Annotated in this window: 27 protein-coding genes; 17 read left to right on the top strand and 10 right to left on the bottom strand. The window is 62.0% G+C overall.

The window, feature by feature from the left end; all coding sequences use genetic code 11:
- Positions 1-145: 145 nt before the first annotated feature.
- On the top strand, positions 146-2,083 hold the full coding sequence (locus ACKFRY_RS09945; RefSeq protein WP_408922784.1) for a BCCT family transporter: 1,938 nt from the start codon (positions 146-148) through the stop codon (positions 2,081-2,083).
- Positions 2,084-2,117: 34 nt separating this feature from the next.
- Positions 2,118-2,915, top strand: a complete 798-nt coding sequence (gene zupT / locus ACKFRY_RS09940; RefSeq protein WP_150851315.1) for a zinc transporter ZupT — start codon at positions 2,118-2,120, stop codon at positions 2,913-2,915.
- 27 nt (positions 2,916-2,942) lie between these two features.
- Here the strand turns inward: zupT and ACKFRY_RS09935 are convergent, their stop codons facing one another.
- The 3 genes from ACKFRY_RS09935 to ACKFRY_RS09925 are packed head-to-tail and all read right to left on the bottom strand — an operon-like array spanning position 2,943 to position 5,159.
- The gene (locus ACKFRY_RS09935) at positions 2,943-3,890 is read right to left on the bottom strand and encodes a DUF808 domain-containing protein (protein WP_408922783.1); all 948 of its coding nucleotides are present in this window, start codon (positions 3,888-3,890) and stop codon (positions 2,943-2,945) included.
- A 3-nt stretch (positions 3,891-3,893) separates the two neighbouring features.
- The gene (locus tag ACKFRY_RS09930; protein ID WP_316981637.1) at positions 3,894-4,430 is read right to left on the bottom strand and encodes a DUF402 domain-containing protein; all 537 of its coding nucleotides are present in this window, start codon (positions 4,428-4,430) and stop codon (positions 3,894-3,896) included.
- A complete protein-coding gene (locus ACKFRY_RS09925; protein ID WP_150851671.1) occupies positions 4,431-5,159 on the bottom strand; it encodes a hypothetical protein in 729 nt (242 codons plus the stop codon).
- Positions 5,160-5,432: 273 nt separating this feature from the next.
- On the opposite strand from ACKFRY_RS09925, the gene typA reads away from it, so the two are divergent.
- On the top strand, positions 5,433-7,343 hold the full coding sequence (gene typA, locus ACKFRY_RS09920) for a translational GTPase TypA (protein ID WP_408922782.1): 1,911 nt from the start codon (positions 5,433-5,435) through the stop codon (positions 7,341-7,343).
- 11 nt (positions 7,344-7,354) lie between these two features.
- On the opposite strand, the gene ACKFRY_RS09915 is transcribed toward typA, so the two are convergent.
- Positions 7,355-8,017 carry a GOLPH3/VPS74 family protein gene (locus tag ACKFRY_RS09915; RefSeq protein ID WP_408922781.1) on the bottom strand — a complete coding sequence of 221 codons (663 nt, stop codon included), beginning with the start codon at positions 8,015-8,017 and terminating at the stop codon, positions 7,355-7,357.
- 89 nt (positions 8,018-8,106) lie between these two features.
- Between ACKFRY_RS09915 and ACKFRY_RS09910 the strand changes: the two genes are divergently transcribed.
- From ACKFRY_RS09910 to ACKFRY_RS09880, 7 genes are read left to right on the top strand one after another with little or no spacing between them, the layout of a single operon-like run.
- A complete protein-coding gene (locus tag ACKFRY_RS09910) occupies positions 8,107-9,738 on the top strand; it encodes an ABC transporter family substrate-binding protein (protein WP_250409670.1) in 1,632 nt (543 codons plus the stop codon).
- On the top strand, positions 9,728-10,597 hold the full coding sequence (locus ACKFRY_RS09905; RefSeq protein ID WP_250409669.1) for a PIG-L family deacetylase: 870 nt from the start codon (positions 9,728-9,730) through the stop codon (positions 10,595-10,597). The genes ACKFRY_RS09910 and ACKFRY_RS09905 overlap by 11 nt, the downstream gene beginning before the upstream one ends.
- Positions 10,597-10,974, top strand: a complete 378-nt coding sequence (locus ACKFRY_RS09900) for a hypothetical protein (protein WP_005327488.1) — start codon at positions 10,597-10,599, stop codon at positions 10,972-10,974. Before ACKFRY_RS09905 ends, ACKFRY_RS09900 begins: the two co-directional genes overlap by 1 nt.
- 53 nt (positions 10,975-11,027) lie before the next feature.
- Positions 11,028-11,351: a ferredoxin gene (fdxA, locus tag ACKFRY_RS09895; RefSeq protein WP_005327491.1), complete on the top strand. Its 324-nt coding sequence runs from the start codon at positions 11,028-11,030 to the stop codon at positions 11,349-11,351.
- Between the two features lie 3 nt (positions 11,352-11,354).
- On the top strand, positions 11,355-12,443 hold the full coding sequence (gene dapC, locus ACKFRY_RS09890; protein ID WP_408921296.1) for a succinyldiaminopimelate transaminase: 1,089 nt from the start codon (positions 11,355-11,357) through the stop codon (positions 12,441-12,443).
- Positions 12,400-13,275 (top strand): pseudouridine synthase, encoded by an 876-nt coding sequence (locus ACKFRY_RS09885; RefSeq protein ID WP_408922780.1) that lies wholly within the window; start codon positions 12,400-12,402, stop codon positions 13,273-13,275. The genes dapC and ACKFRY_RS09885 overlap by 44 nt, the downstream gene beginning before the upstream one ends.
- Before the next feature lie 30 nt (positions 13,276-13,305).
- Positions 13,306-13,869 carry a GtrA family protein gene (locus ACKFRY_RS09880; protein WP_005323549.1) on the top strand — a complete coding sequence of 188 codons (564 nt, stop codon included), beginning with the start codon at positions 13,306-13,308 and terminating at the stop codon, positions 13,867-13,869.
- A gap of 256 nt (positions 13,870-14,125) precedes the next feature.
- Here ACKFRY_RS09880 and ACKFRY_RS09875 read toward each other — a convergent pair whose 3' ends face one another.
- From ACKFRY_RS09875 to ACKFRY_RS09850, 6 genes are all read right to left on the bottom strand, one after another.
- Positions 14,126-14,608, bottom strand: coding sequence for a transcriptional regulator (locus tag ACKFRY_RS09875; protein WP_179386321.1), 483 nt, complete (start codon positions 14,606-14,608; stop codon positions 14,126-14,128).
- Entirely contained in the window at positions 14,601-14,810 is a 210-nt protein-coding gene (locus tag ACKFRY_RS09870) for a helix-turn-helix transcriptional regulator (protein WP_005323547.1), read from the bottom strand. The genes ACKFRY_RS09875 and ACKFRY_RS09870 overlap by 8 nt, the downstream gene beginning before the upstream one ends.
- A 57-nt stretch (positions 14,811-14,867) precedes the next feature.
- Positions 14,868-15,725, bottom strand: coding sequence for a type IV toxin-antitoxin system AbiEi family antitoxin domain-containing protein (locus ACKFRY_RS09865; protein ID WP_005323546.1), 858 nt, complete (start codon positions 15,723-15,725; stop codon positions 14,868-14,870).
- Between the two features lie 313 nt (positions 15,726-16,038).
- Positions 16,039-17,370, bottom strand: coding sequence for an amino acid permease (locus ACKFRY_RS09860; protein ID WP_408923428.1), 1,332 nt, complete (start codon positions 17,368-17,370; stop codon positions 16,039-16,041).
- Between the two features lie 99 nt (positions 17,371-17,469).
- Positions 17,470-18,441 (bottom strand): 2,3,4,5-tetrahydropyridine-2,6-dicarboxylate N-succinyltransferase, encoded by a 972-nt coding sequence (gene dapD, locus ACKFRY_RS09855; RefSeq protein WP_150851324.1) that lies wholly within the window; start codon positions 18,439-18,441, stop codon positions 17,470-17,472.
- A gap of 17 nt (positions 18,442-18,458) precedes the next feature.
- Positions 18,459-19,817 carry an amino acid permease gene (locus tag ACKFRY_RS09850; protein ID WP_408922779.1) on the bottom strand — a complete coding sequence of 453 codons (1,359 nt, stop codon included), beginning with the start codon at positions 19,815-19,817 and terminating at the stop codon, positions 18,459-18,461.
- Between the two features lie 89 nt (positions 19,818-19,906).
- On the opposite strand from ACKFRY_RS09850, the gene dapE reads away from it, so the two are divergent.
- From dapE to ACKFRY_RS09815, 7 genes are read left to right on the top strand one after another with little or no spacing between them, the layout of a single operon-like run.
- Entirely contained in the window at positions 19,907-20,995 is a 1,089-nt protein-coding gene (gene dapE / locus ACKFRY_RS09845) for a succinyl-diaminopimelate desuccinylase (protein ID WP_408922778.1), read from the top strand.
- 2 nt (positions 20,996-20,997) lie between these two features.
- The gene (locus tag ACKFRY_RS09840; protein WP_236882573.1) at positions 20,998-21,762 is read left to right on the top strand and encodes a TIGR00730 family Rossman fold protein; all 765 of its coding nucleotides are present in this window, start codon (positions 20,998-21,000) and stop codon (positions 21,760-21,762) included.
- A 14-nt stretch (positions 21,763-21,776) separates the two neighbouring features.
- Positions 21,777-22,589, top strand: coding sequence for a dihydropteroate synthase (gene folP / locus ACKFRY_RS09835; protein ID WP_302259729.1), 813 nt, complete (start codon positions 21,777-21,779; stop codon positions 22,587-22,589).
- The gene (locus tag ACKFRY_RS09830; RefSeq protein WP_179386325.1) at positions 22,586-23,308 is read left to right on the top strand and encodes a glucosyl-3-phosphoglycerate synthase; all 723 of its coding nucleotides are present in this window, start codon (positions 22,586-22,588) and stop codon (positions 23,306-23,308) included. The genes folP and ACKFRY_RS09830 overlap by 4 nt, the downstream gene beginning before the upstream one ends.
- A 3-nt stretch (positions 23,309-23,311) precedes the next feature.
- On the top strand, positions 23,312-23,605 hold the full coding sequence (locus ACKFRY_RS09825) for a DivIVA domain-containing protein (protein ID WP_005327512.1): 294 nt from the start codon (positions 23,312-23,314) through the stop codon (positions 23,603-23,605).
- 12 nt (positions 23,606-23,617) lie between these two features.
- A complete protein-coding gene (locus ACKFRY_RS09820; protein ID WP_005323535.1) occupies positions 23,618-23,785 on the top strand; it encodes a DUF3117 domain-containing protein in 168 nt (55 codons plus the stop codon).
- 9 nt (positions 23,786-23,794) lie between these two features.
- Positions 23,795-24,661 carry a methyltransferase domain-containing protein gene (locus ACKFRY_RS09815; protein ID WP_408921290.1) on the top strand — a complete coding sequence of 289 codons (867 nt, stop codon included), beginning with the start codon at positions 23,795-23,797 and terminating at the stop codon, positions 24,659-24,661.
- Positions 24,662-24,758 lie beyond the last annotated feature (97 nt).

Genomic DNA, 24,758 nt, shown 5'->3' with positions numbered 1-24,758 from the left:
TTTACGCATATGGGGGAAGGGCTGGCGCCAGCTTTATATCCTGCGAGTTTTTATTAATGTATAGACAGCTCTCTTAAAAGTGAAACCCGGAAAACAGAATAGGAGTAGAACCATCTCTTCTTCATCGTCTTCCTCATCCCGCCCTGTGCGTGGGGTAAATAGCTCGGAGGAAAGCAAAAAGCGCACCCGCAATGCCAAGCGCATCTTAAAGGACATTATGTACCCGCATAATATCCACCCCGCGCTGGTGCCGGGCGTCTCCATTGAGGATCAGAAGGTCAAGTATGGCGTGGATAAACCGATCCTTTTTGTGGTCGGCGGACTGGTCGTCGCCTTCGTAATCTGGGGTGTGATTGCACCCGAGCAGGTCTTCGATGCTTCTTCGGCAGCGCTCGATTGGGTGATGCGTAACTTGGGCTGGATCTTTACCGCCCTAGCGACGTTCCTGATGTTTTTGCTCATCATCTTGGCCTTTTCAAAGTACGGCAAAATCCCTCTCGGGCTAGATGGGGAGAAGCCGGAATTTTCCACGGTGAGCTGGGCCGCGATGCTCTTTGGTGCCGGCATTGGCATCGGCATTATCTTCTTCGGCCCCTTCGAGCCGCTGAGCTACTACCTTTCGCCGCGCCCTGGTGCCTATGAGGCTGCGAGCGATGAAGCGGTGCTGGGCGCCATGGCGCAGGCAGCCATGCACTGGGGCTTTAATGCCTGGGCAATTTACGCCATCGTGGGCCTGTGCGTGGCCTACGTCTCCTTCCGCCGCGGCCGCGTGCCGCTGATGAGCTCCATCCTGATGCCGCTCTTTGGCAATCGCTCCTCTGATTCCCTGCCCGCGCGCATCATCGATGGCCTGGCCATTATTGCCACTCTCTTCGGCACCGCCGCCACGCTGGGCATCGGTGCGCTGCAGATCGGCCGCGGCGTGGAATTGGTTAGCGGCTGGTCTACCACCGGCAATGCTGCGGCGCTGGTGATCATCGTGGTGCTGTCCATCGGAACGATCTTCTCGGCCGTCTCCGGCGTGGCCAAGGGCATTCGGTGGCTCTCCAATATCAACCTGGTGCTGGCCATGGCGCTGGCCTTGTTCTTCTTCGTCGTGGGGCCGACCGCCTTCTTGGCCAATATGCTGCCGGCCGTAGTGATTGAATATCTCGATGAAATGCCACAGATGCTCTCGGCCAACATGGGCGAGGGGGAAGACATGGTGGCCTTCCTGTCCTCCTGGACCACCTTCTACTGGGCTTGGTGGGTATCCTGGTCGCCATTCGTGGGCGTCTTCGTAGCCAAGATTTCCCGCGGGCGAACCATCCGCCAGTTCGTGCTCGGTGTGTTGCTTATTCCCTCGGCTATCATTGTTGCCGCTTTTACCATCCTGGGCGGCACCACCATTTGGCTGCAGCGCCGCGATGGCGATATCGCCCCAGATGGCACCATTGATTCCATGCCGGCGGCAGAAGACATCTTTTTCAAGGTCTTGGATCACTTCCCAGGAGCGGAGTGGATGGCGCCCATCGTCATCGTCATGCTGGTGGTCTTCTTCATTACCACGGCTGACTCCGCATCCATTGTGAACTCGCAGCTCACCCAGCGCGGCAACCCCAAGCCAAACCCGGTGGTTACGGTCTTTTGGGTGGTATGCATGGCCGGCATTGCCGTGGTTATTTTGCTCGCCGGCGGCCGCAATGCGCTGCAGGGCCTGCAGAACCTTATTACGGTGACGGCCCTGCCTTTCGCGGTCATCATCGTGCTCATGTGCATCGCGTTGGTGCGCGAGCTGCGTCATGATCCTGCCTCCATCCGCCATTTCTACGAGGACGAAGCGGTCTCTAATGCGATCGTGCGGGGCGTGCGCGATTATGGCGATAACTTTGCCCTGTCCATTGAGCCGACAGACGGCGACTACGCAACGGGCGCGCACTTTAACTCCACTGCAGCAGAGGTGACCGATTGGTACGCGCGCACGGACGAAGAGGGCCGCGCCGTGGGCTATGACTATGAGGCAGGCGAGTATGTGGACAACGATCCATCTATCAAGAATGGCGAGTTCATCTCTCCGGTACCGGAAGATAAGGAAGAAAATTAATACTTGACAATTATTGGCTGGTAGGGTGCCAGCTATGACTTTTAGTACCTTTGCCTTTGCCTTCGCCTTGGTGCTGCTGTCGGGTCTATCGACCTCGATTGGCGGCGCTTTGGCGGTGGGAAGGCGCCAGCCGGGGCCGGCTTTTATGGCCGCTGCACTGGGGCTTTCGGCCGGCGTGATGCTGTATGTCTCCTTTATGGAGATCCTGCCGGAAGGCATTGCGCAGCTTTCCGACGCCCTCGGCGAGGAAACCACCGGCACCTGGGCCGCCGTCGGGGCGTTCTTTGCTGGCATCGCCGTCATCGCCATCATTGACCGGCTCGTGCCGGAGGAGATTAACCCCCATGAGCCGGCCACCACGGCCGAAGAAGCCCGCCGCAAAAAGCTAATGAAAACCGGCGTATTTACCGCCTGCGCGCTGGGCCTGCACAATTTCCCCGAGGGGTTTGCCACCTTCCTATCCGGCCTGGATTCTAAGGAAGTTGCGGTGCCGGTGGCGGTGGCCATCGCCATTCACAATATTCCGGAAGGCATTGCGGTGGCTGTTCCGCTGCGCGAGGCCACTGGCTCCCGCAAGAAGGCCTTTTGGTGGGCCACCTTGTCTGGACTGGCTGAGCCGCTCGGCGCGCTCATCGGCTTTGGCCTTCTCATGCCGGTTATTGGGCCGGCGACGATGGGCATTAGTTTCGCCGCCATCGCCGGCATTATGGTCTTCATCTCGCTGGATGAGCTATTGCCCACCGCTGAGGAGACCGGCGAGCACCATCACGCTATCTACGGTTTGATTGCCGGCATGGCCGTGATGGCGGTTTCGCTGATGCTATTTATGTAGCCGGCTATGCAGCCGGGCTACGGAGCGTTAAGCTTCCGCCGGCTCGGCAGAAGTGGCCGAAGTCTTGCCAAAGGAGGCCTTAACCGCCATCACGATGGTGGCAACCACTGTGCCAAGCACCAGGCCGCAGACCATGGACATGCCGGTATCTGCCAGCCATGCCAGGGCGCCATTGGAGATATTCTCGGTCGTGGACGCGATGAATTCGTGGGGCTGATCCATGCCGAACTCGTGCAGGCCCTTGACCACGATATGGCCGCCTACCCACAGCATGGCGGCGGTACCAATGACGCCGATGATATCGAGTACGACCGGCATGCCCTTGACCAAGGCGTTGCCCACCGTGGACTTGCCATCGTGGCGCTTATTAAGGGCCATGCCAATATCGTCCATCTTGACCAAGAGGCCTACGGCGCCGTAGACACCCAGGGTCAGCAAGATACCGACGAAGATGAGGGCACCCAGGCGCATCCAGAATGGCTCGTTGATGACCTCATTTAGGGAAATGACCATGATCTCGGCAGACAAGATGAGGTCAGTGGTAATCGCGGACTTGACCAAGCTATCTTCGGCGTCTGCGCCCTTTTCCTGGACTGATTCAGTTTCCTTCTCTCGGTGGGGGAGAACGTGGTGCAGGATTTTTTCCGCGCCTTCAAAGCATAGATAGGTACCGCCGCACATCAAGATGGGAGTAAGCGCCCACGGCGCGATCCAAGAGAGGATCATCGCGATGGGCAAGATGATGACGAGCTTATTGATAAGCGAGCCCTTGGTGATGCGCCAGATCATCGGCAACTCGCGCTGGGGCTTAATCCCCTCCACATATTGCGGGGTTACGGCCGCATCATCGACGACCACACCTGCGGCCTTCACGGAGGTCTTGCCCGCAAGGGCGGCCACATCGTCAACGCTAGAGGCAGCGGAGCGGGCGATCAGGGCGACGTCGTCAAGCAGGGCAAAAAGGCCACCGGCCATAAATTATCCTTCTGGGGTTAGGGTGATGTTATCGGACCACGTTAAGTGTATCCCCTGATGCGCCAACCAAGCCATCGCATCATCACCGCTGCGAGTAATGCCCTCGACCGCGGCAAGTGTAGTGTCGATCGCTTTCTCGGCGTCCTCGGCAGAAATCAAGCCGGCGGAGGTCGCGGCAGAGAGCTCATCAATATCGAGCACGGAAATGGGCTTGCCGCGGGTGGCAACAAGATCCACATAAAGATCGCGGGTGGTCCACACCGCGCCATCGCGCTGGATTTCGGCCACATCAATATAAAAGTCCTGGTGGACGTCTACACCGGGGCGGAAATGGAAGATATTGGCGCGCAGGTTGAGATCGGGAAGCAGCCACGATTCCAAGTACCCGAAGCGCGGGTGATCGGCGCCGCGTGCCATGTAAAGGCCGAAATCCGTCTCGGTGTATGTGTCGACCTCGCGCAGGAACCCCTTGGGGTCGGTATTGGTGTACTCGGCGGTATTAAAGGTCTCGCGCTTGACCGGATGGAGATCCACCGGCATCTACTTCACCTCAAGGAAGGCGGCGGTGGGGGCGAAATTGCAGCGGGACTCCTGGGTGTTCACGCCGCCAGAAAGCAGCGCGATGACGGTGCCCTTGCCGGTCTGGGCGGTACCGGACAAGGTGGTAGGGCCGTCCTGATTGATGCCATTGTTATTTAGTGGGGTGATGCCGCTGCGCAGGGTGTCAAGGTTGAACCACTGCACGTTCATCCCGCCTTGTTCGCGTGCGGCCGGTGGGGTGCCGAGGGCGGTGAAGAGAAAGACGGTTTCGCCGGACTTTGCGCCCGGTGCCGGCATTTCGGTGGGGCCAGGAACGGCAATGGCCGAGCCCATGGCATCGCTGGTGCCGCCAATGCAGTGTGCGGAGACCGTGGGCCAGTAGAACTGGCGGAAGTTCGGGTTATTGCCCTCTGGCATGGCTACGCCGCCCTTGCCATCGCCGCCGCCGGCGAAGAACGCGAGGCCCGAGAGGATAGCGTTGCGTACATCCTCGGGAATCCACGGTTGTGCCGCAAAAGCGCGGATGCGGTCCTGGGTTTCCTGATTGGGGCGGCCGAGCTCGTCCAGTGGGCTATGCGAGGATGCCTGCTGTACTAAGGAAGAAAGATCCGGTGCGGATGCCTGCGCAGGGGCGACGAGGGGAGAGGCGAGGCCGATGAGCGCGGCCGTGGCAGCGGCGATATAACCGGTACGGCCGGACAGGCGCCAGGTGGTGCGGGCGTGGCTCACGTTATCAATTCCTTGGGTGCGGTCTCGGGAAGGGGTTTAACCCCAGTTGTCACATTTGTAACAATATTACCTACAGTAACGATAGTGATGGCAAGGGCGGTGTCAAGTATTTTGGCAATCTATAAGAGTTTTCGCTCTCCCTATACGGTGCGTTACGGGGTAAAGCCATCCCCAATGCTGCACTTGGCCCTTTAAGGGGGTATCGTGGGAGCTCGTTCAAGATCAATTTCGCGCGCGCAAGCGCTGTAGATCCTCCGAAGGAGAACCCCACTAGTGAGTAATACCGAGTTCCGTAATGTTGCCATCGTCGCGCACGTTGACCATGGCAAGACCACCCTGGTCAACGGCATGCTGGAGCAGTCCGGCGCCTTTGGTGACCACGGTGAACACACGGACCGCGTCATGGACTCCAATGATCAGGAGCGCGAGCGCGGCATTACCATTCTGGCCAAGAATACGGCCATCCACCGCAAGGGCCTGGGCAAGGACGGCCAAGACCTGATTATCAACGTTATCGACACCCCGGGCCACGCCGACTTCGGTGGCGAGGTCGAGCGCGGTATTTCCATGGTGGATGGCGTCGTCTTGCTCGTCGACGCCTCCGAGGGACCGCTGCCGCAGACCCGCTTCGTGCTCACCAAGGCACTGGAAGCCAAGCTGCCGGTTATCATCTGCGTGAACAAGACTGACCGCCCGGATGCCCGCATCGACGAGGTTGTCTCCGAGTCCCAGGACCTGCTGCTGGAAATCGCCGCCGGCCTGGAGGACGAGGAAGCCGCGGCCGCCGCCGAGGAGCTGCTGGACCTTCCGGTTCTCTACGCTTCCGGCCGCGCCGGCGTTGCCTCCACCGAGAACCCAGGCGATGGCAACGTCCCTGCGGGCGACGATTTGCAGCCGCTTTTCGACGTCATCTACAACGTCCTCCCAGAGCCCTCCGCTACCGTCGACGCCCCGCTGCAGGCGCACGTGACCAACCTGGACGCCTCCGACTTCCTGGGCCGTATCGCGCTGCTGCGCATCTACGCCGGCCGCATCAAGAAGGGCCAGCAGGTGGCCTGGATCCACTACGACGAGGATGGCAACCAGCACACCAAGACCGTGAAGGTCGCCGAGCTGCTGCGCACCGTTGGCTTCGAGCGCCAGCCCGCTGAGGAGGCCATCGCCGGTGACATCGTTGCTATCTCCGGCATCTCTGACGTCATGATTGGTGACACCATCGCCGATCCAGAGCACCCAGAGGCCCTGCCGCGCATCACCGTGGACGAGCCGGCCATCTCCATGACCATCGGCGTTAATACCTCCCCGATGGCAGGCCAGGGCGGCGGCGATAAGCTCACCGCACGTATGGTCAAGGCCCGTCTGGAGCAGGAGCTTATCGGTAACGTTTCCCTGCGCGTGCTGCCTACCGAGCGCCCCGATGCTTGGGAGGTCCAGGGCCGTGGCGAGATGGCGCTGTCCGTGCTCATTGAGTCCATGCGCCGCGAGGGCTTCGAGCTGACCATCGGCAAGCCGCAGGTTGTGACCAAGGAAATCGACGGCAAGACCTACGAGCCATACGAAATCCTCACCATTGACTCCCCGTCCGAGCACCAGGGTGCTATCACCCAGCTGCTGGCCGCCCGCAAGGGCCAGATGCAGGCCATGGACGTGCGCGAGGGCGACTGGGTACGCATGATCTTCCGCGTCCCTGCCCGCGGCCTCATCGGCTTCCGCACCCAGTTCATGACCGAGACCCGCGGTGCCGGCATCGCTAACTCCATCTCTGACGGCCTGGATGTCTGGGCCGGCGAGATCAAGTCCCGCCCGACCGGCTCCCTGGTGGCTGACCGCACCGGCCAGATCACCCAGTACGCGCTGATGCAGCTGGCTGACCGCGGCAACTTCTTCGTCGAGCCGGGCGCCGAGGCTTATGAGGGCATGGTCGTTGGTGCCAATAACCGCGATGAGGATATTGACATCAACATCACCAAGGAAAAGAAGCTGACCAATATGCGCTCCGCCACCGCGGATGCCACGGTCACCCTGGCTAAGGCACACACCCTGTCTCTGGAAGAGGCACTGGAATTCTGTGGCAACGACGAGTGCGTCGAGGTCGCCCCAGACGTCCTGCGCGTGCGCAAGGTGGAGCTTTCCGCTACCGACCGCAAGCGTGCTGCTGCTCGCAAGAAGCAGATGAATAAGTAAAAAGCCGCACCCTAGGTGATGGTGATTGCTGCTGAAGTGGCCACCATCGCCGCAACCGCTGCCGCCTCCTCAACTACGGCCTTGACCGCAGAGGAGGCGGTTTTGTCATACTCCACCTCTTTTTTGATGTCCTGAATGCGTGCCCGCATCTCTCGGCGCTTCATTCCCTCCGCATCGTTTTTCAGCAGGGTATAGGCGCCGCTGACCTCGCGGAGAATATCGAGAATAATGACGTCATTGACCGCGGCTGGGCGCTGCGCCTCCAGCACCGCAACCAACCGTTCGCGCAGTTCCTTTTCTAGCTCCAGGTCCGTCATGATGTAGCGGTCGCCGCTTATCTGCCACCACTTGGCCTTTTCCACGTCGAGTTGTCCATTCGCGTGGAAATCCAACGCGATGATTTCCCGCGGGGTAAACCACGAGGCCTCCAAGAGGCTCTGCATGCTGGTGGCCTTGTGTTGCTGCAGCTCCTCCCAAGCCCATGCCAAGACGGGGTGCTCTGGGCGCTGTGGAGTAGTCTCCACCCTTTTCTTCTCGCCGATCTCTACGTGACCGCCCAGCAGCAGGTCCGTGAGTACGGTGGCCCGCAGGGCGGCCTCATTATTGGACACCCAGTCTTCCTGCTTGCCGTTGTCCTTGGTCAGTAGAAGGAACATTTCTTGGCAGATGAGCATTGGGGCCTCCTTAAAAGTTGCGGTCTATGGCCGAGTCTAGCGCCAATAATCTTCGTTTCGGCGGGGTAGAGGGACTAAAGTAGTCCGCGATGAAAAAGAATCCGGCTTCACCAAGGCGCGCGGCGTCGGCAATCGCAGCGGTACTCAGCACCGCCAGCCTTGCACTACTTAGCGCCTGCGCGGCTAACCCCGGCCCACCACCGGTGGTGGAGGAAAATTCCTCCGCGCTGCAAGAAGATCAGACCACCACCACGGCTACCCCGGACGAAGAGCAGCCGCAGGATGCCGACTCCGCCAAGCGCCCCACCATCTCGGTGGGCGTGGACCCCTTGCGCGCGGGATTGAACCCGCACTTGGTGGCCAATAATTCCGAGCTGGTCGACCAGATCGCAGAACTAGTTCTGCCCTCGGCGTTCCACAATGGGCAAAGGGACGCCGATATCCTCGAATCTGCCTCTGAGGTCACCGCTCCTAAGGGCGTGGCGCAGCGAGTGCGCTACGTCATTGCCTCGCCCGCACAATGGTCCGATGGCACACCCATTTCCGGCGCGGACTTTAGCTACCTGTGGAAGCAGATGACCACCACCGCTGGTGTGCGCGATCCCGCCGGCTACCACGCCATATCAGCCGTCAATACCTCCGATGGCGGCCGCGTAGTCACCGTGGACTTTTCCCAGAAGGTGAAAGATTGGCACCTGCTTTTCCATAATTTGCTGCCTTCCCACCTGCTGCAGGACGATAACTTTGGCTCTGCCTTAGCCGATAAGATTCCAGCATCGGCCGGGCGCTTCCTCGTCGATAGCGTGGACCGCGGCCGCGGAGTCATTACCTTGAACCGCAACGACCGCTTCTGGGGTGCCAATCCGGCGCAGGTGGACGTCATCCAGCTGCGCGAAGTGCGCGATAGCACCCAGGCGCTTAATATGCTGCGCTCCGGGCAGATTGGTTTCGCGGACTTCACTCCGGGCCAAACCTCGCAGGAGGCCCTGGGCCTTTTGGGACATGTTTCCGATAAGACACTGACCCGCCCGCGCCAACTGCGCCTGCACATGTCCACTGCGGATGGAGCACTGGAAGAAAGGGCAGCGCGCCGCGGATTGGCCTCGCTGATTGATACGGACCAGGTCGCGCGCTTGGCCACCGGCCGCGCTTCTAACCTCCAACCGGGGAATAACCCTATAAGTAAGGACACGGACCTCACTGCGCTGCGCACTCGCGCGAGTAAGAAGCCGATTCGCTTTGCGGTAGACCCCACCAGCCCCACGGCCTTGGCCGCGGCCAATACGCTTTATGACGTCCTCGAAGCCCACGGGATCGGTGCCGAGGTGGTGTCCGAGCGCCTGACCACGATCACCTCCAAGCTCCTGCCCGAAGGTGAGGTGGATGCGGTAGTGACCTGGGAGGATATCTCCCTGAACTCGGTGGCCGCGGCAAATATCTTCAGCTGCGATGACAAGCAGCCGCTCGCCGGCGACCTGTCCGGAATCTGCCCGGAGAACGCGGATGAGATTCGCGAGGAGATTTTATCCGGCGCCATGAGCCCGAAGGAAGCGCTCGGACGCATTCGCGATGTGAACTCTAAAGAAGCCCTCTATGTGCCTTTGGTGGATGAGACGCGTATCCACGCGCTCGGGGAGGGTATTGTAGGCCCCGGCCAAAGCATTGATGATTGGGACGAGGGTCTTATCACCGCGCCCCGCTGGAGGATAGATGAAGACTAAGGACTTAACCGGCTACCGCGTGGTGGCGGTGCACGCCCACCCGGATGATGAAACCCTCTTTATGGGTGGCACCCTGGCAACTCTGGCCGCACGCGGTGCCGAGGTTATCGTCATTACGCTTACCTTGGGCGAGGACGGCGAGGTCATCGGCGAACCTTACCAAGGCCTGGCCGATCACGATCAGCTCGGCGGTTTCCGCGCCCGCGAATTGGCCAATGCCCTCGATGCCCTGGGCGTCAAGGGGATCCAGCTGGGCGGTTTCGGCCACTTCCATGACTCTGGCATGGCGGGCTCTCCCTCGCATGAGAACCCGCGTGCACTGGTCAATCGCATCGAGGAGGCGGCGGATTTCCTGAGCGACGAGCTCGAGGCCATCCAGCCCCACGCCATCCTCACCTACGGGCCCGATGGTGGCTACGGGCACCCGGACCACATTGCGGTGCATGAGGCGGTGATGAAGGCGGCGTCGCCAAGCACGCGCATTTGGTACGGCATTTTTGAACGCGCCGCCAACTATGCCGGCCTGGACACCCTCGATGCGCCGGCCGGGTGGACTAAGCCCAGCCAGGAATACTTGGACAATTTCACCAACGAGGGCGCCGATGTCACCGTCGCTCTTTCCGACGCCGCCCTTGACGCCAAGCGCTGCGCCATGCGCGCCCACGCCTCCCAAATCTGGGTGGCCGATGGCTCCACCACCTGCACTAACCCCGAGGCCGCCGTGGCCGCGCTGCACGAACCCGAGCACGTGCCCGGAGCCTATGGACTATCCAACCTGCTGGTCATGCCCCTGCTGCGCGCCGAGTACTTCCAGCTGGGCCAAGGCGATCCAGCCGATGATCTGCTGGGCGGCCTGTAATGCGTACGGATTTTAGCCGCGGCGAGCAGGTCACCGGGCTAGTGTGGCTGGCCATCGGCGCCTTGCTGTCGGTCTTCCTCGAGGTCATCTACCTCACCGCCCGCATTCCGCTATCCAATGGGGCGAGTGTGGCTTTTCCCATCACCATCTTGCTTGCGTGGTGGTTCAACTCCGTGCTCACCCGCACCGCCCGGCTGTGGAGCCCCGCGCCGATGGTCGGCGCCATCCCGCTCATCGTCTGGTGCCTGGGCTTTTTTGCCTTCATGCTCCTCGTACCGATGACAGGAGACATGCTCTTGGCCAATAATATTCTCAGCCTGCTCCTGCTTTTGGCCGGGATTGGCGGGGGCGTTTGGCCATTTTTCAAGCAGAAGTGACATACTGTTAAACATCCCAAATCCGAGAAATCAGGAAGCTTCAAGGAATCTCCATGACTTATACGATCGCACAGCCTTGCGTTGACGTAATGGACCGCGGCTGCGTTGAGGAATGCCCTGTTGACTGCATCTACGAGGGCAAGCGCATGCTCTACATCCACCCGGATGAGTGCGTGGACTGCGGTGCCTGCGAGCCGGCTTGCCCGGTCGAGGCCATCTTCTACGAGGATGACGTTCCCGATGAGTGGCTGGACTACAACGACGCCAACGCCGCCTTCTTCGATGACCTGGGCTCCCCGGGCGGCGCGGCGGCCCTTGGGCCACAGGACTTTGACGTCCCGATGATTGCCGCGCTTCCACCACAGAATCAGGAGTAAGACATGGCACGCACACCGCTAGGAAAGACGCTTCCAGACTTCCCCTGGGATTCGCTGGCCGGCGCCAAGAAGAAGGCCCAGGCCCACCCGGGTGGAATCGTTGACCTCTCGGTGGGCAACCCCGTTGACCCTGTATCCCCGGGCGTGCAGCTTGCGTTGACCGCAGCCGCGCAGAACCCTGGTTACCCGCAGACCGCCGGCACCCCGGAACTGCGCGAGGCCATCGCCGCCGCGCTCACCCGCCGCTATAACATGCAGGTTGACCGCGTCCTGCCGGTGGTCGGCACCAAGGAGGCCATCGCCTGGCTGCCTACGCTTCTGGGCATGCGCGGCGAGACCGTCGCCTTCCCCTCGGTGGCCTATCCCACCTACGAGGTGGGCGCCCTGCTCGCCGGCGCCACGCCGCTGCGCGCGGATTCCGATTTCCAGGATGCCTCCCTGGTCTTTTTGAATTCGCCGTCCAATCCCACCGGCCGCGTCCTCGGCGTGGAGGAGCTGCGCCGCATCGTGGCGTGGGCGCGCGAGAACGGCGCCATCATCGCCTCCGATGAGTGCTATATGAGCCTGGGCTGGAACGACGATAATCCGCCGGTGTCCATCCTCGATCCGCGCGTGACCGATGGCGATAACACCGGGCTCATCGCCATGCATTCGCTGTCCAAGACCGCGAATATGGCCGCTTACCGCGCCGGCTTCTTCGCGGGTGATAACGATCTCATCGCCGAGCTGCTCCAGCTGCGCAAGCACGCCGGTCTCATCGTTCCAGGTCCCATCCAGGCCGCCATGGTCGCCGCGCTAAACGACGACGACACCGAGGCCCTCCAGCGCAACCGCTACGCCTCCCGCCGTGCGGTGCTCATGCACGCGCTTGTCGACGCCGGCTTTACCATCGACCACTCCGATGCCGGCATGTACTTGTGGGCCACCCGTGGCGAGAATTGCCGCGAGACCATCGACTGGCTGGCTGAGCGCGGCATCCTCGCTGCCCCGGGTGACTTTTACGGCCCGGCAGGCGAGAAGCACGTGCGTATCGGCCTCAATGGCACCGATGAGCGCATCGATGCCGCCGTGGACCGCCTCGCCGGTGCCTAATTCGGGCAGGCCTCCCGCCCGCGCGGGCATTTCACCGCGCAAGACGGTCCTGCGCGGCCGCGTGCCGGAGGAAGGGGAGTACTTCGCCGCCCGTGCCGGCGACTCTCCCTTTTCGCCCGGCACGGTGCTGCCGCCCGGCGCCGCGCTTCCGCGTCCCGTGCCGGCGTGGTACCACCCTGCGGTGCCGCCGGAGCCCCCGATTCCTTTCGACTACTCCGTGGTCCACGCCGACCGCGAACTCATTGTGGCCGATAAGCCGCACTTCCTGCCCACGACCACCAACGGCCGCCTCCAGCACGAAACGCTGCAAACCCGCCTCCGCGTGGATTTCGGCGAAGACGACATCGTACCCCTGCACCGCTTGGACCGCCTGACCGCTGGGCTTGTCATCTGCTCCCGCAATCCCGCAACCCGCGCCGACTACCAGCGCATCTTCCTGGAGGGGAGTGCGGTGAAGAGGTATCGGGGCGTCGTCAAGCAGCCGCTTTTCGTGGACCGGGAAATCACCCTGCGCATGCGCAAGCCCCGCGGGGCGCGCCAGGTGCTCGTCGCTTCCAAGGGCACGCTCACCTCCACGTACGTGCGCGCGGCCGGCCGGGAGGTGACCATGTGGCCGCGCACCGGCCATACCCACCAGCTGCGCGTGCTGCTCAATCACCTCGGCCACCCGCTGCTTGGCGACGATACCTATCCCACCCCGCGCGAGCTCGACCTCTATGATTTCCGAACTCCGCTCGCCCTGCTCCACGAGGCTATAACTTTTATAGATCCTCTATCACATTCCGAGCGTCAATTTTTCAGTTCCCAGGCCTTAAGAACTACAATCGAGTAGTTATTTAATCACTGGCTAGAAAGGCGGCCCATGGCAGACCTCAGCGTCGCGCGCTTTGTGTCCAATTTTGGGCAGTTTCTCAAATTCGGCATTGTTGGCGGCTCGGGTACCGCGGTTAATCTCTTTGTGGTCTATTTGTGCAGAAAGATTACTTGGTGGTCTGGCGGCATCGAGGCGGATGACCCCTTCATCAATCTCTTCGGCTCTGTTTTCCATATCCGTTGGTACCATGTGTTTTTGACCATTGCGTTCTTGGTCGCCAACACTTGGAACTACCAGCTGAATCGCATGTGGACTTTCCGATCGGTGGCGAAGGTGTCTTGGCTGCGCGGTTTCTTCCCATTCCTTCTCGCTGGAATTGGAGCTTTTATCGTAAGTCAAGTTGTGGCGACACTGTTAATGAATCCGACTTCGCCGCTGCACTTGCCCTCAGACATTCTGGATGATTCGACCGGTTTGCGTACAAAGGTGTACTGGGCATCGGCCATTTCTATCATTGTCGCTATGCCGATTAACTTTATTTTGAACAAGCTTTGGACCTTCCGCTCGCAGCCGAAGACGCCTCAACTTGTCGAAGAAACCGAGCCAGCCTAGCTAGGTCCCGTATTTCCTTCCTCTCCGCCCCTCGCGCTCACCAGCGCAGGCTGGCGGAGATTTTTCTTTCTCCCCGTGAGCGCGAAGGGCACAGTACCTTCCGTCGCGCTCACGGGGAACGAAATCAGAGAAAACCCGCCGTCCGCGGTGAGCGCGAAGGGCACAGTACCTTCCGTCGCGCTCACGGGGAACGAAATCAGAGAAAACCCGCCGTCCGCGGTGAGCGCGAAGGGCGGGGTGAGGTGCCGGAGTGGGACTAGTCCTCTAGCTCGGCATCGAGGCGAGCTTGGTCGCGGCGGTGCTGGCGGCGACGAATGAAGGGGGCGAGGATGAGCACCGTGGTGATACCGACGGCGGCGCCGATGAGATAGGAAACGGGGTCGTGGCCGTCGGCAGGCGCATAGGCGTTATAGGCAATTCCTGCGAACATGACAATTAGTGGGATGAGGTAGACGGCGATAGCCGCCCAATTGCGGCTGACCAGCGGGGTGGCCACGCGCTTGCGCATCCAAGCAGAACCGATGGAGTTGCCCACGATGGACGGCACGAGCGCGAGGAAGCTCAGCATAGACATCTGGCCCGGAAGGACCCAGGCCAGAACTGCGGCGACGACGAGTTCGAGGAACGGGATTGGGGTCATTCCGATTACGCAGGCCTTGTAGAGCGTGTCGCGTTCGAATTCATCGCGGGTTGCGCGATCGATTTCCTTGAGGGAGTAATTGGCGATGGCGTTAATCATGTTGTTCAGCTCCAAAAATTTCTTCGACGGTTTTTCCTAGTTCGTGGCAAATGTCCAGCGCGAGGTGCACGGAAGGGGAGTAATTTCCCCGTTCGATATTGGCAATGGTCTGGCGGGAGACGCCGGCTTTTTCAGCGAGTTCGGCTTGTGATAATTCGACCCAGCGGCGCCACTTGCGGACCATGTTGGGGTGGTCGGCCATCCGGACTCCTTTACTGTGTGTCTTGCTTACATGTCCTAATGTAAAGGATAGTTGTCATTAAGGCAAATGTCTGACACATAGATGCCACTTCCAATAGGGCTGAGCTGCTGAGATCGGAAGCTCAGGGTTGCGGCCTTTTAGCACCTCAATAGTGGCTTTGATAAGCAGGATGGCTTCGCTGAGGTGGTAATTGATGTCGTCGGCAGTAAAGCGCAAAACGGTATAACCATGGGCTACGGCCGCGTTCTGTTTGGAGCGGTCAGCTTGAAAGGCCACACTGTGCTTGTGGTATTCCCAGCCGTCAACTTCCACCAGCAACTTGCCAATCTTCAGGTCAAAGCGGTAGCCGGCGATGAGAACATTGTGCTTGGGGTAGATTCCTTCTGCGCGCAGCTGCCTGCTTAGTGTGCGTTCCGGCGGGCTATCTGCGCCTATAGCCGAGTGTCGTATCGTCTCTTTTAGAGGCTTCGGGACGCGCCTCATTCGCCGCTGGTCCTCTTCTAGGCGGCCGGGGCCGTGCTTTCCTTGGTAGTAGTCTTCCAATAAAGACCTGCACGCACGCGAAATTCTGCGTGCAGCCCATAGCGGTTGCACCACAGGTAGGCCATCGACCTTGTGTGTGGCCCTGAGGCGCGAGTGCGAAACGCGAAAGTTCTTTCCCTTCAAAGTACGCGGTCCCTCCGCTTCCAGAGGAAATGTCAGCTGCCGGCCGAGGTAAATCTCCTGCGCCGTCTTTCCCGTGAAATGGATGCGGCTGAGCCCATGCGCCAGCGCCCGCGCCACCGCCCAGGGCGTCCATTCATCGGTATAAATCCCCCTGTGCACGCGAAAGAGCTTCCCCTCGCGAACCTTGCGACGAATCGCATCCTTGCTCAAACCTTGGCCGCGCAGTTCCGCGGTAGTCCATTCCCCCATGGGGCTTAACCTAAGCGGTCGTGTTGAGCTGTAGCTATGCGCGTCGCGGCATCCTGTGGATAACCCTGGGGTTGGGGGCGATTTTCCGCTGCGTGGTCTGGATAGCTGTGGATAACTTCCCTTCGCGCTCACCGGCGGCCTCGGGTGGCCCTGATTTGTGCTCCCCGTGAGCGCGACGGGAGGGGCGTGGGCAGAGCTCGCCGTAGGCGCTCACCAGGTGACGAAAAAGAGAGACCCCGCCTCGTGCCGGTGAGCGCGAAGGGCGGGGAGGGGCCAAGGGGAGTGGGCGAGCCGTGCCTCCAGGGGCGAGGGGCTAGGTGAGGGGCAGCGTCGAGGTCGGGTTGATGCCGCGAACCTTGGAATTGATAACGCCGGCGATGGCGAGCACCACGAACATGGCGGCGGCGGAGAGGAGTTGGGTGCGGGCGGTGGCGTCGGTAAGCATGAGTACCGCGATGGCCGCAAAGAGGGCGAGGGCGAACCAGGTGAGGTAGGGGAAGGCCCACATGCGGATGGGGAGGGGATGGAGGGCCTCGAGCTGGCGGCGCAGGCGCAGCTGGCTGACGGCGATGAAGACCCAGACGATGAGCAGGGAGGCGCCGGCGGCGTTGAGCATGAAAGTAAGGAGCCAGCCGGTGTCGGCGTAGTTGAGCGCGACCATGACGGCCGAGAGGAGGACGGACAGGCCGATGGCGGTGGTAGGAACGCCGTCTTTACTGGTGGTGGTGAAGATGCGCGGGGCCTCGCCGCGGGAGGCGAGGGAATGCATCATGCGGGAGGAGGCGTAAATCTGCGAGTTGAAGGCGGAGAGCAGCGCGAGGACGATGACGACTTCCATGATGCCGGCCGCGCCCGGGATGCCGGCGCGCTCGAGGACCATGGTGAAGGGGGATTCCGCGGCCGTGGAGGCGCCGCCCAGGATGGAATAGGGCAGGAGGAACGTGATGACGAGGACGGAGCCCAAGTAGAACACGGAGATGCGCAAGATGGTGGAGCGCACGGCGTTGACCAGGGATTTCTCGGGGTCCTCGGATTCGGCAGAAGCGATGGCAACCACCTCGATGCCGCCGAAGGCGAAGGCTACGGCCAACAGGCCGGCCGCGACGCCGCCGAGGCCATTGGGCATGAAGCCGTCCTCCAGGAAGACGGAGGTGCCGATGAAGGAATGGCCGGGCAGGAGGCCCAGGATGAGCAGCGCGCCGATGATGAGAAAGGCCACGATGACAACGACCTTAATGAGGGCGAACCAGTACTCGAATTCGCCGAAGCTGCGCACGCGCAGCAAGTTGACGATGCCGAAGAGGACCACGCAGATGGCGGCGGGAATCCACGGCGAGACGTTGAACCAAGAGCCAATGAAGCCGGCCGCGCCGGTGATTTCGGCGCCGAGCACGGCGACGGTGGCTAGCCAATAAATCCAGCCCTGGGTAAAGCCCGCCCAGCGGCCGATGCCGTGTTCGGCGTATTCGGAAAAGGAGCCGGAGGCGGGGATAACGGTGCCCATCTCGCCCAGCATCTGCATCACCAAAATGGCCAGAAAGCCTGCGATGACGTAGGCGAGGAGCACGGCGGGGCCGGCGGCGGAGATGCCGACGCCGGTGCCCAAGAAAAGTCCGGCACCGATGGTGGAGCCTAGCCCCATCATCGTCAGGTGGCGGACCTTCAGGCCAGAACCGAGGGTGGAGGAGTTATCAGTCACTCCTCCATCTTATTTTGCCCGATTGGGCTATAGGAATCGGGGGTGTTAATTCTTGTGCAGCTCGTCGTTAAGCGCGACGGCCTCAGCCTTCCACTCCACGGCCTCAACCGCACCGGAGACGGAGTTGCGGCGCAGCAGCATGCCGGAGGCACCGGAGAGCTGGGAGCCCTTGACGTTCTCGCCATTGTCGACGCCCAGTGCTTCCGCGACCTTGCCAAAGACGGCGACCTTGGTGCCGGCGGTGACGTAGAGGCCGGCTTCGACCACGGCGTCGTCGCCAAGCGAAATGCCGATGCCGGAGTTGGCGCCGAGCAGGCAGCGCTCGCCGATGGAGATGACCTCCTTGCCGCCGCCGGATAGGGTGCCCATGATGGATGCGCCGCCGCCGATATCGGAGCCATCGCCCACGACGACGCCCGCGGAGATGCGGCCTTCCACCATGGAGGCGCCCAGGGTGCCGGCGTTGAAGTTGACGAAGCCCTCGTGCATGACGGTGGTGCCCTCAGCCAGGTGGGCGCCCAGGCGCACTCGGTCTGCGTCACCAATGCGGACGCCGGACGGCACAACGTAGTCCACCATGCGGGGGAACTTGTCCACGGAGTAGACAACGACCGGGCCGCGGGAGGCCAGGCGGCCGCGCACCATCTGGAAATCGGACACGGCGCACGGACCGTAGTTGGTCCAGACCACGTTATTGAGGTGGCCGAAGATACCGTCCATATTCAGGCCGTGCGGCTTGACCGCGCGGTGGGACAGGAGGTGCAGGCGCAGGTAAGCATCGTAGGTATCGACGGGGGCGTCATCCAGATCCTTGATGGAGGTCTCAACGGCGACGCGGGCCACGCCACGCTCCTCGTCCGGGCCTGCCAGCGCGGAGAACTGCTGGGGAACCTCTTCCAAGCGCTTGGTCTCGGTGGTCTCTACGTTCTTATCGGTGTATACGGCCGGGAACCATACGTCCAAGACGGTGCCGTCATGGGTAATGGTTGCTAGGCCACGTGCGGATGCAGAAGTCATGCCCGCTAGCTTAGCAACTACTTCTGCGCCTCCGCGCGCTGGCCGGTGGGAAGCACGAAGGACAAGATGACGAGCACCGCGGCGAGGATGAGCACCGAGATGACCTGGTTGCGCGCGGCCGGATCAAAGAGCATGAGCAGGGTCAGTCCGGCCAGGGCGGCGGCCGTAACCCACGGAAGCCAGGGGAATCCGGGTACGTGGATCTCGGTCAGCTCGCCATTATCGCGCAGGACGGGGTGCAACTTGATAAAGGAAGCCACGATGAAGGACCAGATGACCAGCAGGCACCCGCCGACCGCGTTGAAGAGGAATGCCAGGAGCCCCGGCGGGTTCCAGAACTGCAGGCCCACCGAAGCGAAGGCGAAGACCATGGACAAGATGACGGCGTTGATGGGGGAGCCGGCACGATTTTGCTTCAGGAAGAATCCCGGGGCGCAGTGGTCTTTGGCCATATCGAAGACCAAGCGGGAGGTGGCGTAAATCTGCGCGTTGAAGGCAGACAGCAAGGCGAGGGCGATGATGGCCTCCATGAAGCCGGCCGCAAAAGGAATCTTGGCGGCCGCGAGCACCAGGGTGAAGGGGGAATCGGCCGCGACATCGGCGTCCTGGATGGAGCTAAACGGCAACGCCATGGTGATCACCACGATGGAGCCGATGTAGAAAATCATGATGCGCACGATGATGGCGCGCACCGCGGTGGCGACGTTGTGCGCCGGATCCTCGGACTCGGCCGCCGCGATGGTCACCAGCTCGATGCCGCCGAAGGCAAAGGCGACGGCCAGCAATCCGGCGGCGAAGCCAGGCATGCCATTAGGCAGGAAGTTATCGGTGAAGTTGGTACCGGCCAAGGAGACATCCATGCCCGGCAGGATGCCCAGCGCCATGAGTGCGCCGATGACGAGGAAGGTGACGATGACGCCAACCTTGATGATGGCGAACCAGAACTCGAACTCACCAAAACCGCCCACGGCCGCGAAGTTGACCACCGCGAAAAACGCCACGGCGATAAGCGCTGGAATCCATGGGGCAATATCGAACCAGTTGGAAATGATGGCGGCCGCGCCGGTGATTTCGGCACCCATGACCATGATCAGCATGAACCAGAAAATCCACCCCATGGTAAAGCGCGCCCAGTGGCCGAAGGCCTGGCCGGCGTAGGTGGAAAATGACCCCAAAGAGGGGCGGGCGGCGGCCATTTCACCAAGCATCCACATCACCAGTGCGATGAGCGCGCCGGCCACGGCATAGGAGATGAGCACGGAGGTGCCGGAAATCTGGATGCCGAGACCCACGCCGAGGAAGAGGCCGGCGCCCACGGCGGAGCCAAGGCCCATCATCGTGAGATGACGGGATTTCAATTGAGTGGCTTCGGCCATTGTTATCACCTTAGGGAGGACGAATTATTTGCAGTGAAGTGAACTTTACACAATGCGGTGAGCTGCGCGGAGCGCTAGCATGGCGCTTTGTGACTTTAGATCTATATGCAGACCCCATCGAACTAACCAAGGCGCTCGTGGATATTCCGAGCCCCTCCCACCATGAGGAGGCCATCGCAGACGCCATCGAAGAAGCGCTGCGCGGATTGGACGTCGAGGTTGCCCGCTACGGCAATACCGTGTGCGCCCGGACGAACCGAGGGCTAGATTCCCGCGTAGTACTCGCCGGCCACATTGATACCGTTCCGTTGGCAGAAAATGTACCGCATCACATGGAAACCTCTGAAGACGGGGTAGAGATTATGTGGGGCTGCGGCACCGTGGACATGAAGTCCGGCATGGCCGTCTACCTCAATGCTTTTGCCCAGCTGCACGAAGCGGACGAGCTAAAGCATGACCTCACCGTCATCGCCTATGAGGGCGAAGAAGTAGCCACTGAATTTAATGGCCTGGGCCACCTGCAAAAAGACCACCCTGAGTGGCTCGAGGGCGATTTCGCGCTGCTGGGCGAGCCCTCCGGCGCCATGGTGGAGGCCGGCTGCCAGGGCTCCATCCGCCTGCGCGTTACCGCCCACGGCACGCGCGCGCACTCGGCCCGTGCGTGGCTCGGATCCAACGCTGCGCACAAGCTCGCGCCCATTATGAGCCGCATCGCCGCCTATGAGTCCCGCGATGTCACCATCGATGGCTGCACCTACCGCGAGGGCCTCAACATCGTTCACCTCGAGTCCGGCGTGGCCACCAATACGCTGCCGGATGAGGCATGGATGTTTGTAAACTTCCGCTTTGCGCCGGACCGCACGAGCGACGAGGCGCTGGAGTATATGAAGTCCATCATCGGCGAGGAAGAAGATGTCACCATCGAGATCGATGACATCGCGCCGGCCGCCCAGCCCGGTTTGGGCCAGCCGGCGGCCAAGGCTCTTATCGACGCCGTCGGGGGCAACGTCCGCGCCAAGTACGGCTGGACCGACGTCGCCCGCTTCTCCGAAATGGGCACCCCGGCCGTAAACTTCGGTGCCGGCGACCCCGGGTTCGCGCATAAGAAGGACGAGCAGGTCCCCACCGCGCAGATCGCCGAAGTATCCACCGCCCTCCTGAACTACCTGAAGGGATAATAATGACCCCCGAACAGATGCGCACCCTGCGCGGTCCGATGCTGCTGCGCACCGAAGGCGAGCAGGCCTCCACCTTTGACCAGCGGCTCTTGGAGTCCGGCGCGGACCATGAGTGGCAGCACGCCGATCCGTGGCGCGTCCTGCGCATCCAAGGCGAGTTCGTCGCTGGCTTTGATGCGCTTTCCAAGCTGCCGAAGGCCGTTACCGTCTTCGGCTCCGCCCGTACCACCCCGGAGGATGCGAGCTACCAGCTGGGCGTCGAGGTTGGCCGCAAGCTGGCCGAGCACTCCTATGCCGTCATCACCGGCGGCGGCCCCGGCATCATGGAGGCAGCCAACCGCGGCGCCCACGAGGCCGGCGGGCTCTCCGTGGGCCTGGGCATCGAGCTGCCCCACGAGCAGGGGCTTAATGAGTATGTGGATCTGGGCCTGAATTTCCGCTACTTCTTTGCCCGCAAGACAATGTTCTTGAAGTACTCGCAGGCCTTCATTTGCCTGCCTGGTGGCATGGGCACCATGGATGAGTTCTTCGAGGTCATGTGCATGGTCCAGACCGGCAAGGTGACCAATTACCCCATCGTGCTCATGGGCACCGAGTACTGGTCCGGCCTGCTGGAATGGATGGACAAGACCCTGGCAGCCAGCGGCTATATCAACGAGGGCGACCGGGAGCTTTTCCTGCTTACCGACGACCCCGATGAGGCCCTCTCCCACATCATCCAGCGCCACCAAGTCATGAGCGATAAGCGCATCAGGGAGCCGCGTTGAGCCTCGCGCGTGTGATGGCGATTGTCAATCGCACCCCGGATTCCTTCTATGACAAGGGCGCAACCTTTGACCTTGACCCGGCGCTGCGCCGTTGTGATGAGGTGATCGCGGCCGGTGCGTCGATCGTCGATATTGGCGGCGTGAAGGCTGGCCCCGGCAAGGCCGTGGACGCGGCGGAGGAAATCGACCGCGTGGTGCCGACCATCGAGAAGGTACACGAGCGCCACCCGGACGTGCTCATCTCCGTCGATACTTGGCGCAGCGAGGTGGCAGAGGCCGCCATCGCAGCCGGCGCCGGCCTGGTCAATGACACCTGGGCCGGTTGGGATCCCGAGCTCATCGAGGTCGCTGGCCACCACCGCGTGGGCTACGTGTGCTCGCACACCGGCGGCATCACCCCGCGCACCCGGCCGCATCGCGTCCACTTCGACGATGTGGTGGCCGATGTCATCGCGGAAACCACCCAACTGGCCGAGCGCGCCGCCTCCCTCGGCTGCCCGGAGGAATTGACCTTCATCGATCCGACGCATGACTTTGGCAAGAACACCTTCCATGGGCTCGAGCTCCTGCGGCGCATCGACGAGGTCGTGGCCACCGGTTGGCCGGTGCTTATGGCGCTATCCAATAAGGACTTCGTGGGCGAGACGCTCGACCGCGGGGTAGGAGAGCGCGTGGCCGGTACCCTAGCCGCCACCGCGTGGTCCGCGGCCCGCGGCGTGGCCGCCTTCCGCGTCCACGAGGTGGCCGAGACCGCCGATGTCATACGCATGACCGCAGCCATCCAAGGCGAGGTCGCCCCGCTAGCAGCCACGCGAGGCCTTGCATGAGCGTCTCCGTTATCATCCCAGCGCTCAACGAAGAGGGCACCGTCGCGGACGTCGTGCGCGCCTGCCTCGCCGATGACCCCCTGGAAGTGCTGGTGATCGACGCCGATTCCACCGACGCCACCGCCTCCCGCGCTGCCGCCGCCGGAGCGGATGTGCGCAATTGGCGCGATATCCTCCCAGAGGAACCGCGCCCCGGTAAGGGTGAATCCCTTTGGCGCGGGGTTGCCGCGGCGAAGGGAGACATCGTCGTCTTTGTCGACGCCGACCTTGGATCCGCTGCACCCGGCATGGTCTCGGCCTTGGCCGCGCCCTTCGCTGACCCAGCGGTGGAGATGGTCAAAGCCCGCTACCGCCGCAGCCTCAATGGCCAGCCCACCGGCGGTGGCCGCGTGACCGAACTGACCGCCAAGCCGCTCATCAAGCAGTTCTTTCCCGAGCTCGCCCACATCGATCAGCCCCTCGGCGGCGAATACGCCCTGCGCCGCGCCACCGCCCTAGAACTGCCCTTCGTGGAGGGGTATGGGGTGGAAGCGGGGCTAATGGTGGACGTCGGCAAGCGGGGCACAATCGCACAGGTAGACCTGGGCACGCGGGTACACCGCAACCGGCCGCTGCACGAGCTGGCGCCGATGGCCGAGGTAGTCGCGCGCACGCTGCTCGCCCGCGCCGGGGTCATCGCTCCCGTTGCTCAACGCCCGCCGCTAAAAGGTAAGGTTTAAGCCATGCTGTCTTGGATTATGCTCCTCCTTGTCCTCATCGCCCTGACCGTCATCGGCACCTGGGTATGGGGCTCCATCTTTGGCCGCGGCGAGGTCATGCACCCGCTAGACGAGCCGCAGAAGGTGCGCGAAAATAACCGCGCCGCCCTCCGCGAAGGCCGCCTTGACCAGGTGAAATTCGAGGTAGTTCCCCGTGGATATCGCCAGGATCAGGTAGACGATCTCCTCGCGCAACTGGAAGAACAACTATCTTCCGCGCAGAAAAGGTCTAAGCTGGAAGGAAAAGAAGTTAACTAAAGGAGACTCACTATGGCAGCAATGAAGCCGCGCACGACGGGCGGAGAAATGGAAGCAGTAGAGGAGTCCCGCAAAATTGTCATGCGCATCCCCTCGGATGGCGGCGGTCGCATCGTCATCGAGCTGAGCAAGGACGAGGCCGCCGAGCTCGGTTCCCTGTTGACCGAGGTTTCTAGCTAGTCTAGGTACATGCTTTCTCATATCGTCGACATTCTGGCCGATCCCAACGATGGCACCGCGCTTTCTGGTGCCGATGATTTCTCTCGCCTCGTTTCGGAATCCGGCCACTCTTTTGATGTGGCCAAGCAGGGCTACGTCACCCTCGCAGCCGGCGCCGGACTCAAGCACAAGGGCGATGACATGGATATGGTCAACGCCCGCGAGACCTATTTGGCCATGGGCCACTTCGCGCCCTTCGTTGAGGCCGTAACCGGGGCCGTCCAGGACGGACTGGATTCCGCCTCCCTGGCCGAGTCCACGCCCGCCTCCCTGCTCGAGGTGGGCGCCGGCACCGGCTACTACCTGGCCCATACTCTGGACTCCATCGCGGAGGCCCGTGGCGTTGGCCTCGATATTTCCCCGCACGCCGCGAAGCACTTGGCTAAGTGCCACCCGCGCGTCGGCGCCGTCGTGGCCGATGTGTGGGAGCGCCTTCCCATCCAGGATGAGTCCGTCGACGCAATCTCCGTCGTCTTCGCCCCGCGCAATCCCGCCGAATTCCAGCGCGTGCTCGCCCCGGGCGGCCAGGTCATCGTCTTGACCCCCGGCGCCGGACACTTGGACGAGCTGCGCGAGCCGCTCGGCATCCTCGGCGTGGAAGAAGGCAAGGTCGAGCGCATGTATGAGCAGGCCGAGGGCTTCCTCGAGCAGGCGGCCGACCCGGTGGATATCTCGTTCCCCATCGAGCTTGATAAGGCCTCCGTGGCCGCTCAGGTGGGCATGAGCCCGTCCGCGCGCCACATCAGCGCCGGCGAACTCGCCGAGCGCATGGCCGCGCTGCCCCCGACGCTCACGGTCACCGCCCGCGCACGCTTGGATCGCCTTTGCGCCGTCTAGGTCTCGGCCGGCCCCAGCCACCTCCACCGCCCTTCGCGCTCACCGGCAGCGCGTGGGGCGGTTCTTTCGTTTCCCCAGTGAGCGCGAGGGGAGGTTT

This window comes from Corynebacterium tuberculostearicum (assembly GCF_046097255.1).
GTDB lineage: Bacteria > Actinomycetota > Actinomycetes > Mycobacteriales > Mycobacteriaceae > Corynebacterium > Corynebacterium tuberculostearicum_J.
The sequence above is the reverse complement of the archived record's forward strand: the minus strand, read 5'-3'. Positions and strand labels throughout refer to the sequence as shown.

Bases quoted from the DNA above. Each gene is read 5' to 3' on its own strand.
- zupT (WP_150851315.1), top strand. From the start codon at position 2,118: ATGACTTTTAGTACCTTTGCCTTTGCCTTCGCCTTGGTGCTGCTGTCG.
- ACKFRY_RS09935 (WP_408922783.1), bottom strand. From the start codon at position 3,890: ATGGCCGGTGGCCTTTTTGCCCTGCTTGACGACGTCGCCCTGATCGCC.
- ACKFRY_RS09930 (WP_316981637.1), bottom strand. From the start codon at position 4,430: ATGCCGGTGGATCTCCATCCGGTCAAGCGCGAGACCTTTAATACCGCC.
- ACKFRY_RS09915 (WP_408922781.1), bottom strand. From the start codon at position 8,017: ATGCTCATCTGCCAAGAAATGTTCCTTCTACTGACCAAGGACAACGGC.
- ACKFRY_RS09910 (WP_250409670.1), top strand. From the start codon at position 8,107: ATGAAAAAGAATCCGGCTTCACCAAGGCGCGCGGCGTCGGCAATCGCA.
- ACKFRY_RS09905 (WP_250409669.1), top strand. From the start codon at position 9,728: ATGAAGACTAAGGACTTAACCGGCTACCGCGTGGTGGCGGTGCACGCC.
- ACKFRY_RS09900 (WP_005327488.1), top strand. From the start codon at position 10,597: ATGCGTACGGATTTTAGCCGCGGCGAGCAGGTCACCGGGCTAGTGTGG.
- fdxA (WP_005327491.1), top strand. From the start codon at position 11,028: ATGACTTATACGATCGCACAGCCTTGCGTTGACGTAATGGACCGCGGC.
- dapC (WP_408921296.1), top strand. From the start codon at position 11,355: ATGGCACGCACACCGCTAGGAAAGACGCTTCCAGACTTCCCCTGGGAT.
- ACKFRY_RS09885 (WP_408922780.1), top strand. From the start codon at position 12,400: ATGAGCGCATCGATGCCGCCGTGGACCGCCTCGCCGGTGCCTAATTCG.
- ACKFRY_RS09880 (WP_005323549.1), top strand. From the start codon at position 13,306: ATGGCAGACCTCAGCGTCGCGCGCTTTGTGTCCAATTTTGGGCAGTTT.
- ACKFRY_RS09875 (WP_179386321.1), bottom strand. From the start codon at position 14,608: ATGATTAACGCCATCGCCAATTACTCCCTCAAGGAAATCGATCGCGCA.
- ACKFRY_RS09870 (WP_005323547.1), bottom strand. From the start codon at position 14,810: ATGGCCGACCACCCCAACATGGTCCGCAAGTGGCGCCGCTGGGTCGAA.
- ACKFRY_RS09865 (WP_005323546.1), bottom strand. From the start codon at position 15,725: ATGGGGGAATGGACTACCGCGGAACTGCGCGGCCAAGGTTTGAGCAAG.
- ACKFRY_RS09860 (WP_408923428.1), bottom strand. From the start codon at position 17,370: ATGATGGGGCTAGGCTCCACCATCGGTGCCGGACTTTTCTTGGGCACC.
- dapD (WP_150851324.1), bottom strand. From the start codon at position 18,441: ATGACTTCTGCATCCGCACGTGGCCTAGCAACCATTACCCATGACGGC.
- ACKFRY_RS09850 (WP_408922779.1), bottom strand. From the start codon at position 19,817: ATGGCCGAAGCCACTCAATTGAAATCCCGTCATCTCACGATGATGGGC.
- ACKFRY_RS09840 (WP_236882573.1), top strand. From the start codon at position 20,998: ATGACCCCCGAACAGATGCGCACCCTGCGCGGTCCGATGCTGCTGCGC.
- folP (WP_302259729.1), top strand. From the start codon at position 21,777: ATGGCGATTGTCAATCGCACCCCGGATTCCTTCTATGACAAGGGCGCA.
- ACKFRY_RS09830 (WP_179386325.1), top strand. From the start codon at position 22,586: ATGAGCGTCTCCGTTATCATCCCAGCGCTCAACGAAGAGGGCACCGTC.
- ACKFRY_RS09825 (WP_005327512.1), top strand. From the start codon at position 23,312: ATGCTGTCTTGGATTATGCTCCTCCTTGTCCTCATCGCCCTGACCGTC.
- ACKFRY_RS09820 (WP_005323535.1), top strand. From the start codon at position 23,618: ATGGCAGCAATGAAGCCGCGCACGACGGGCGGAGAAATGGAAGCAGTA.
- ACKFRY_RS09815 (WP_408921290.1), top strand. From the start codon at position 23,795: ATGCTTTCTCATATCGTCGACATTCTGGCCGATCCCAACGATGGCACC.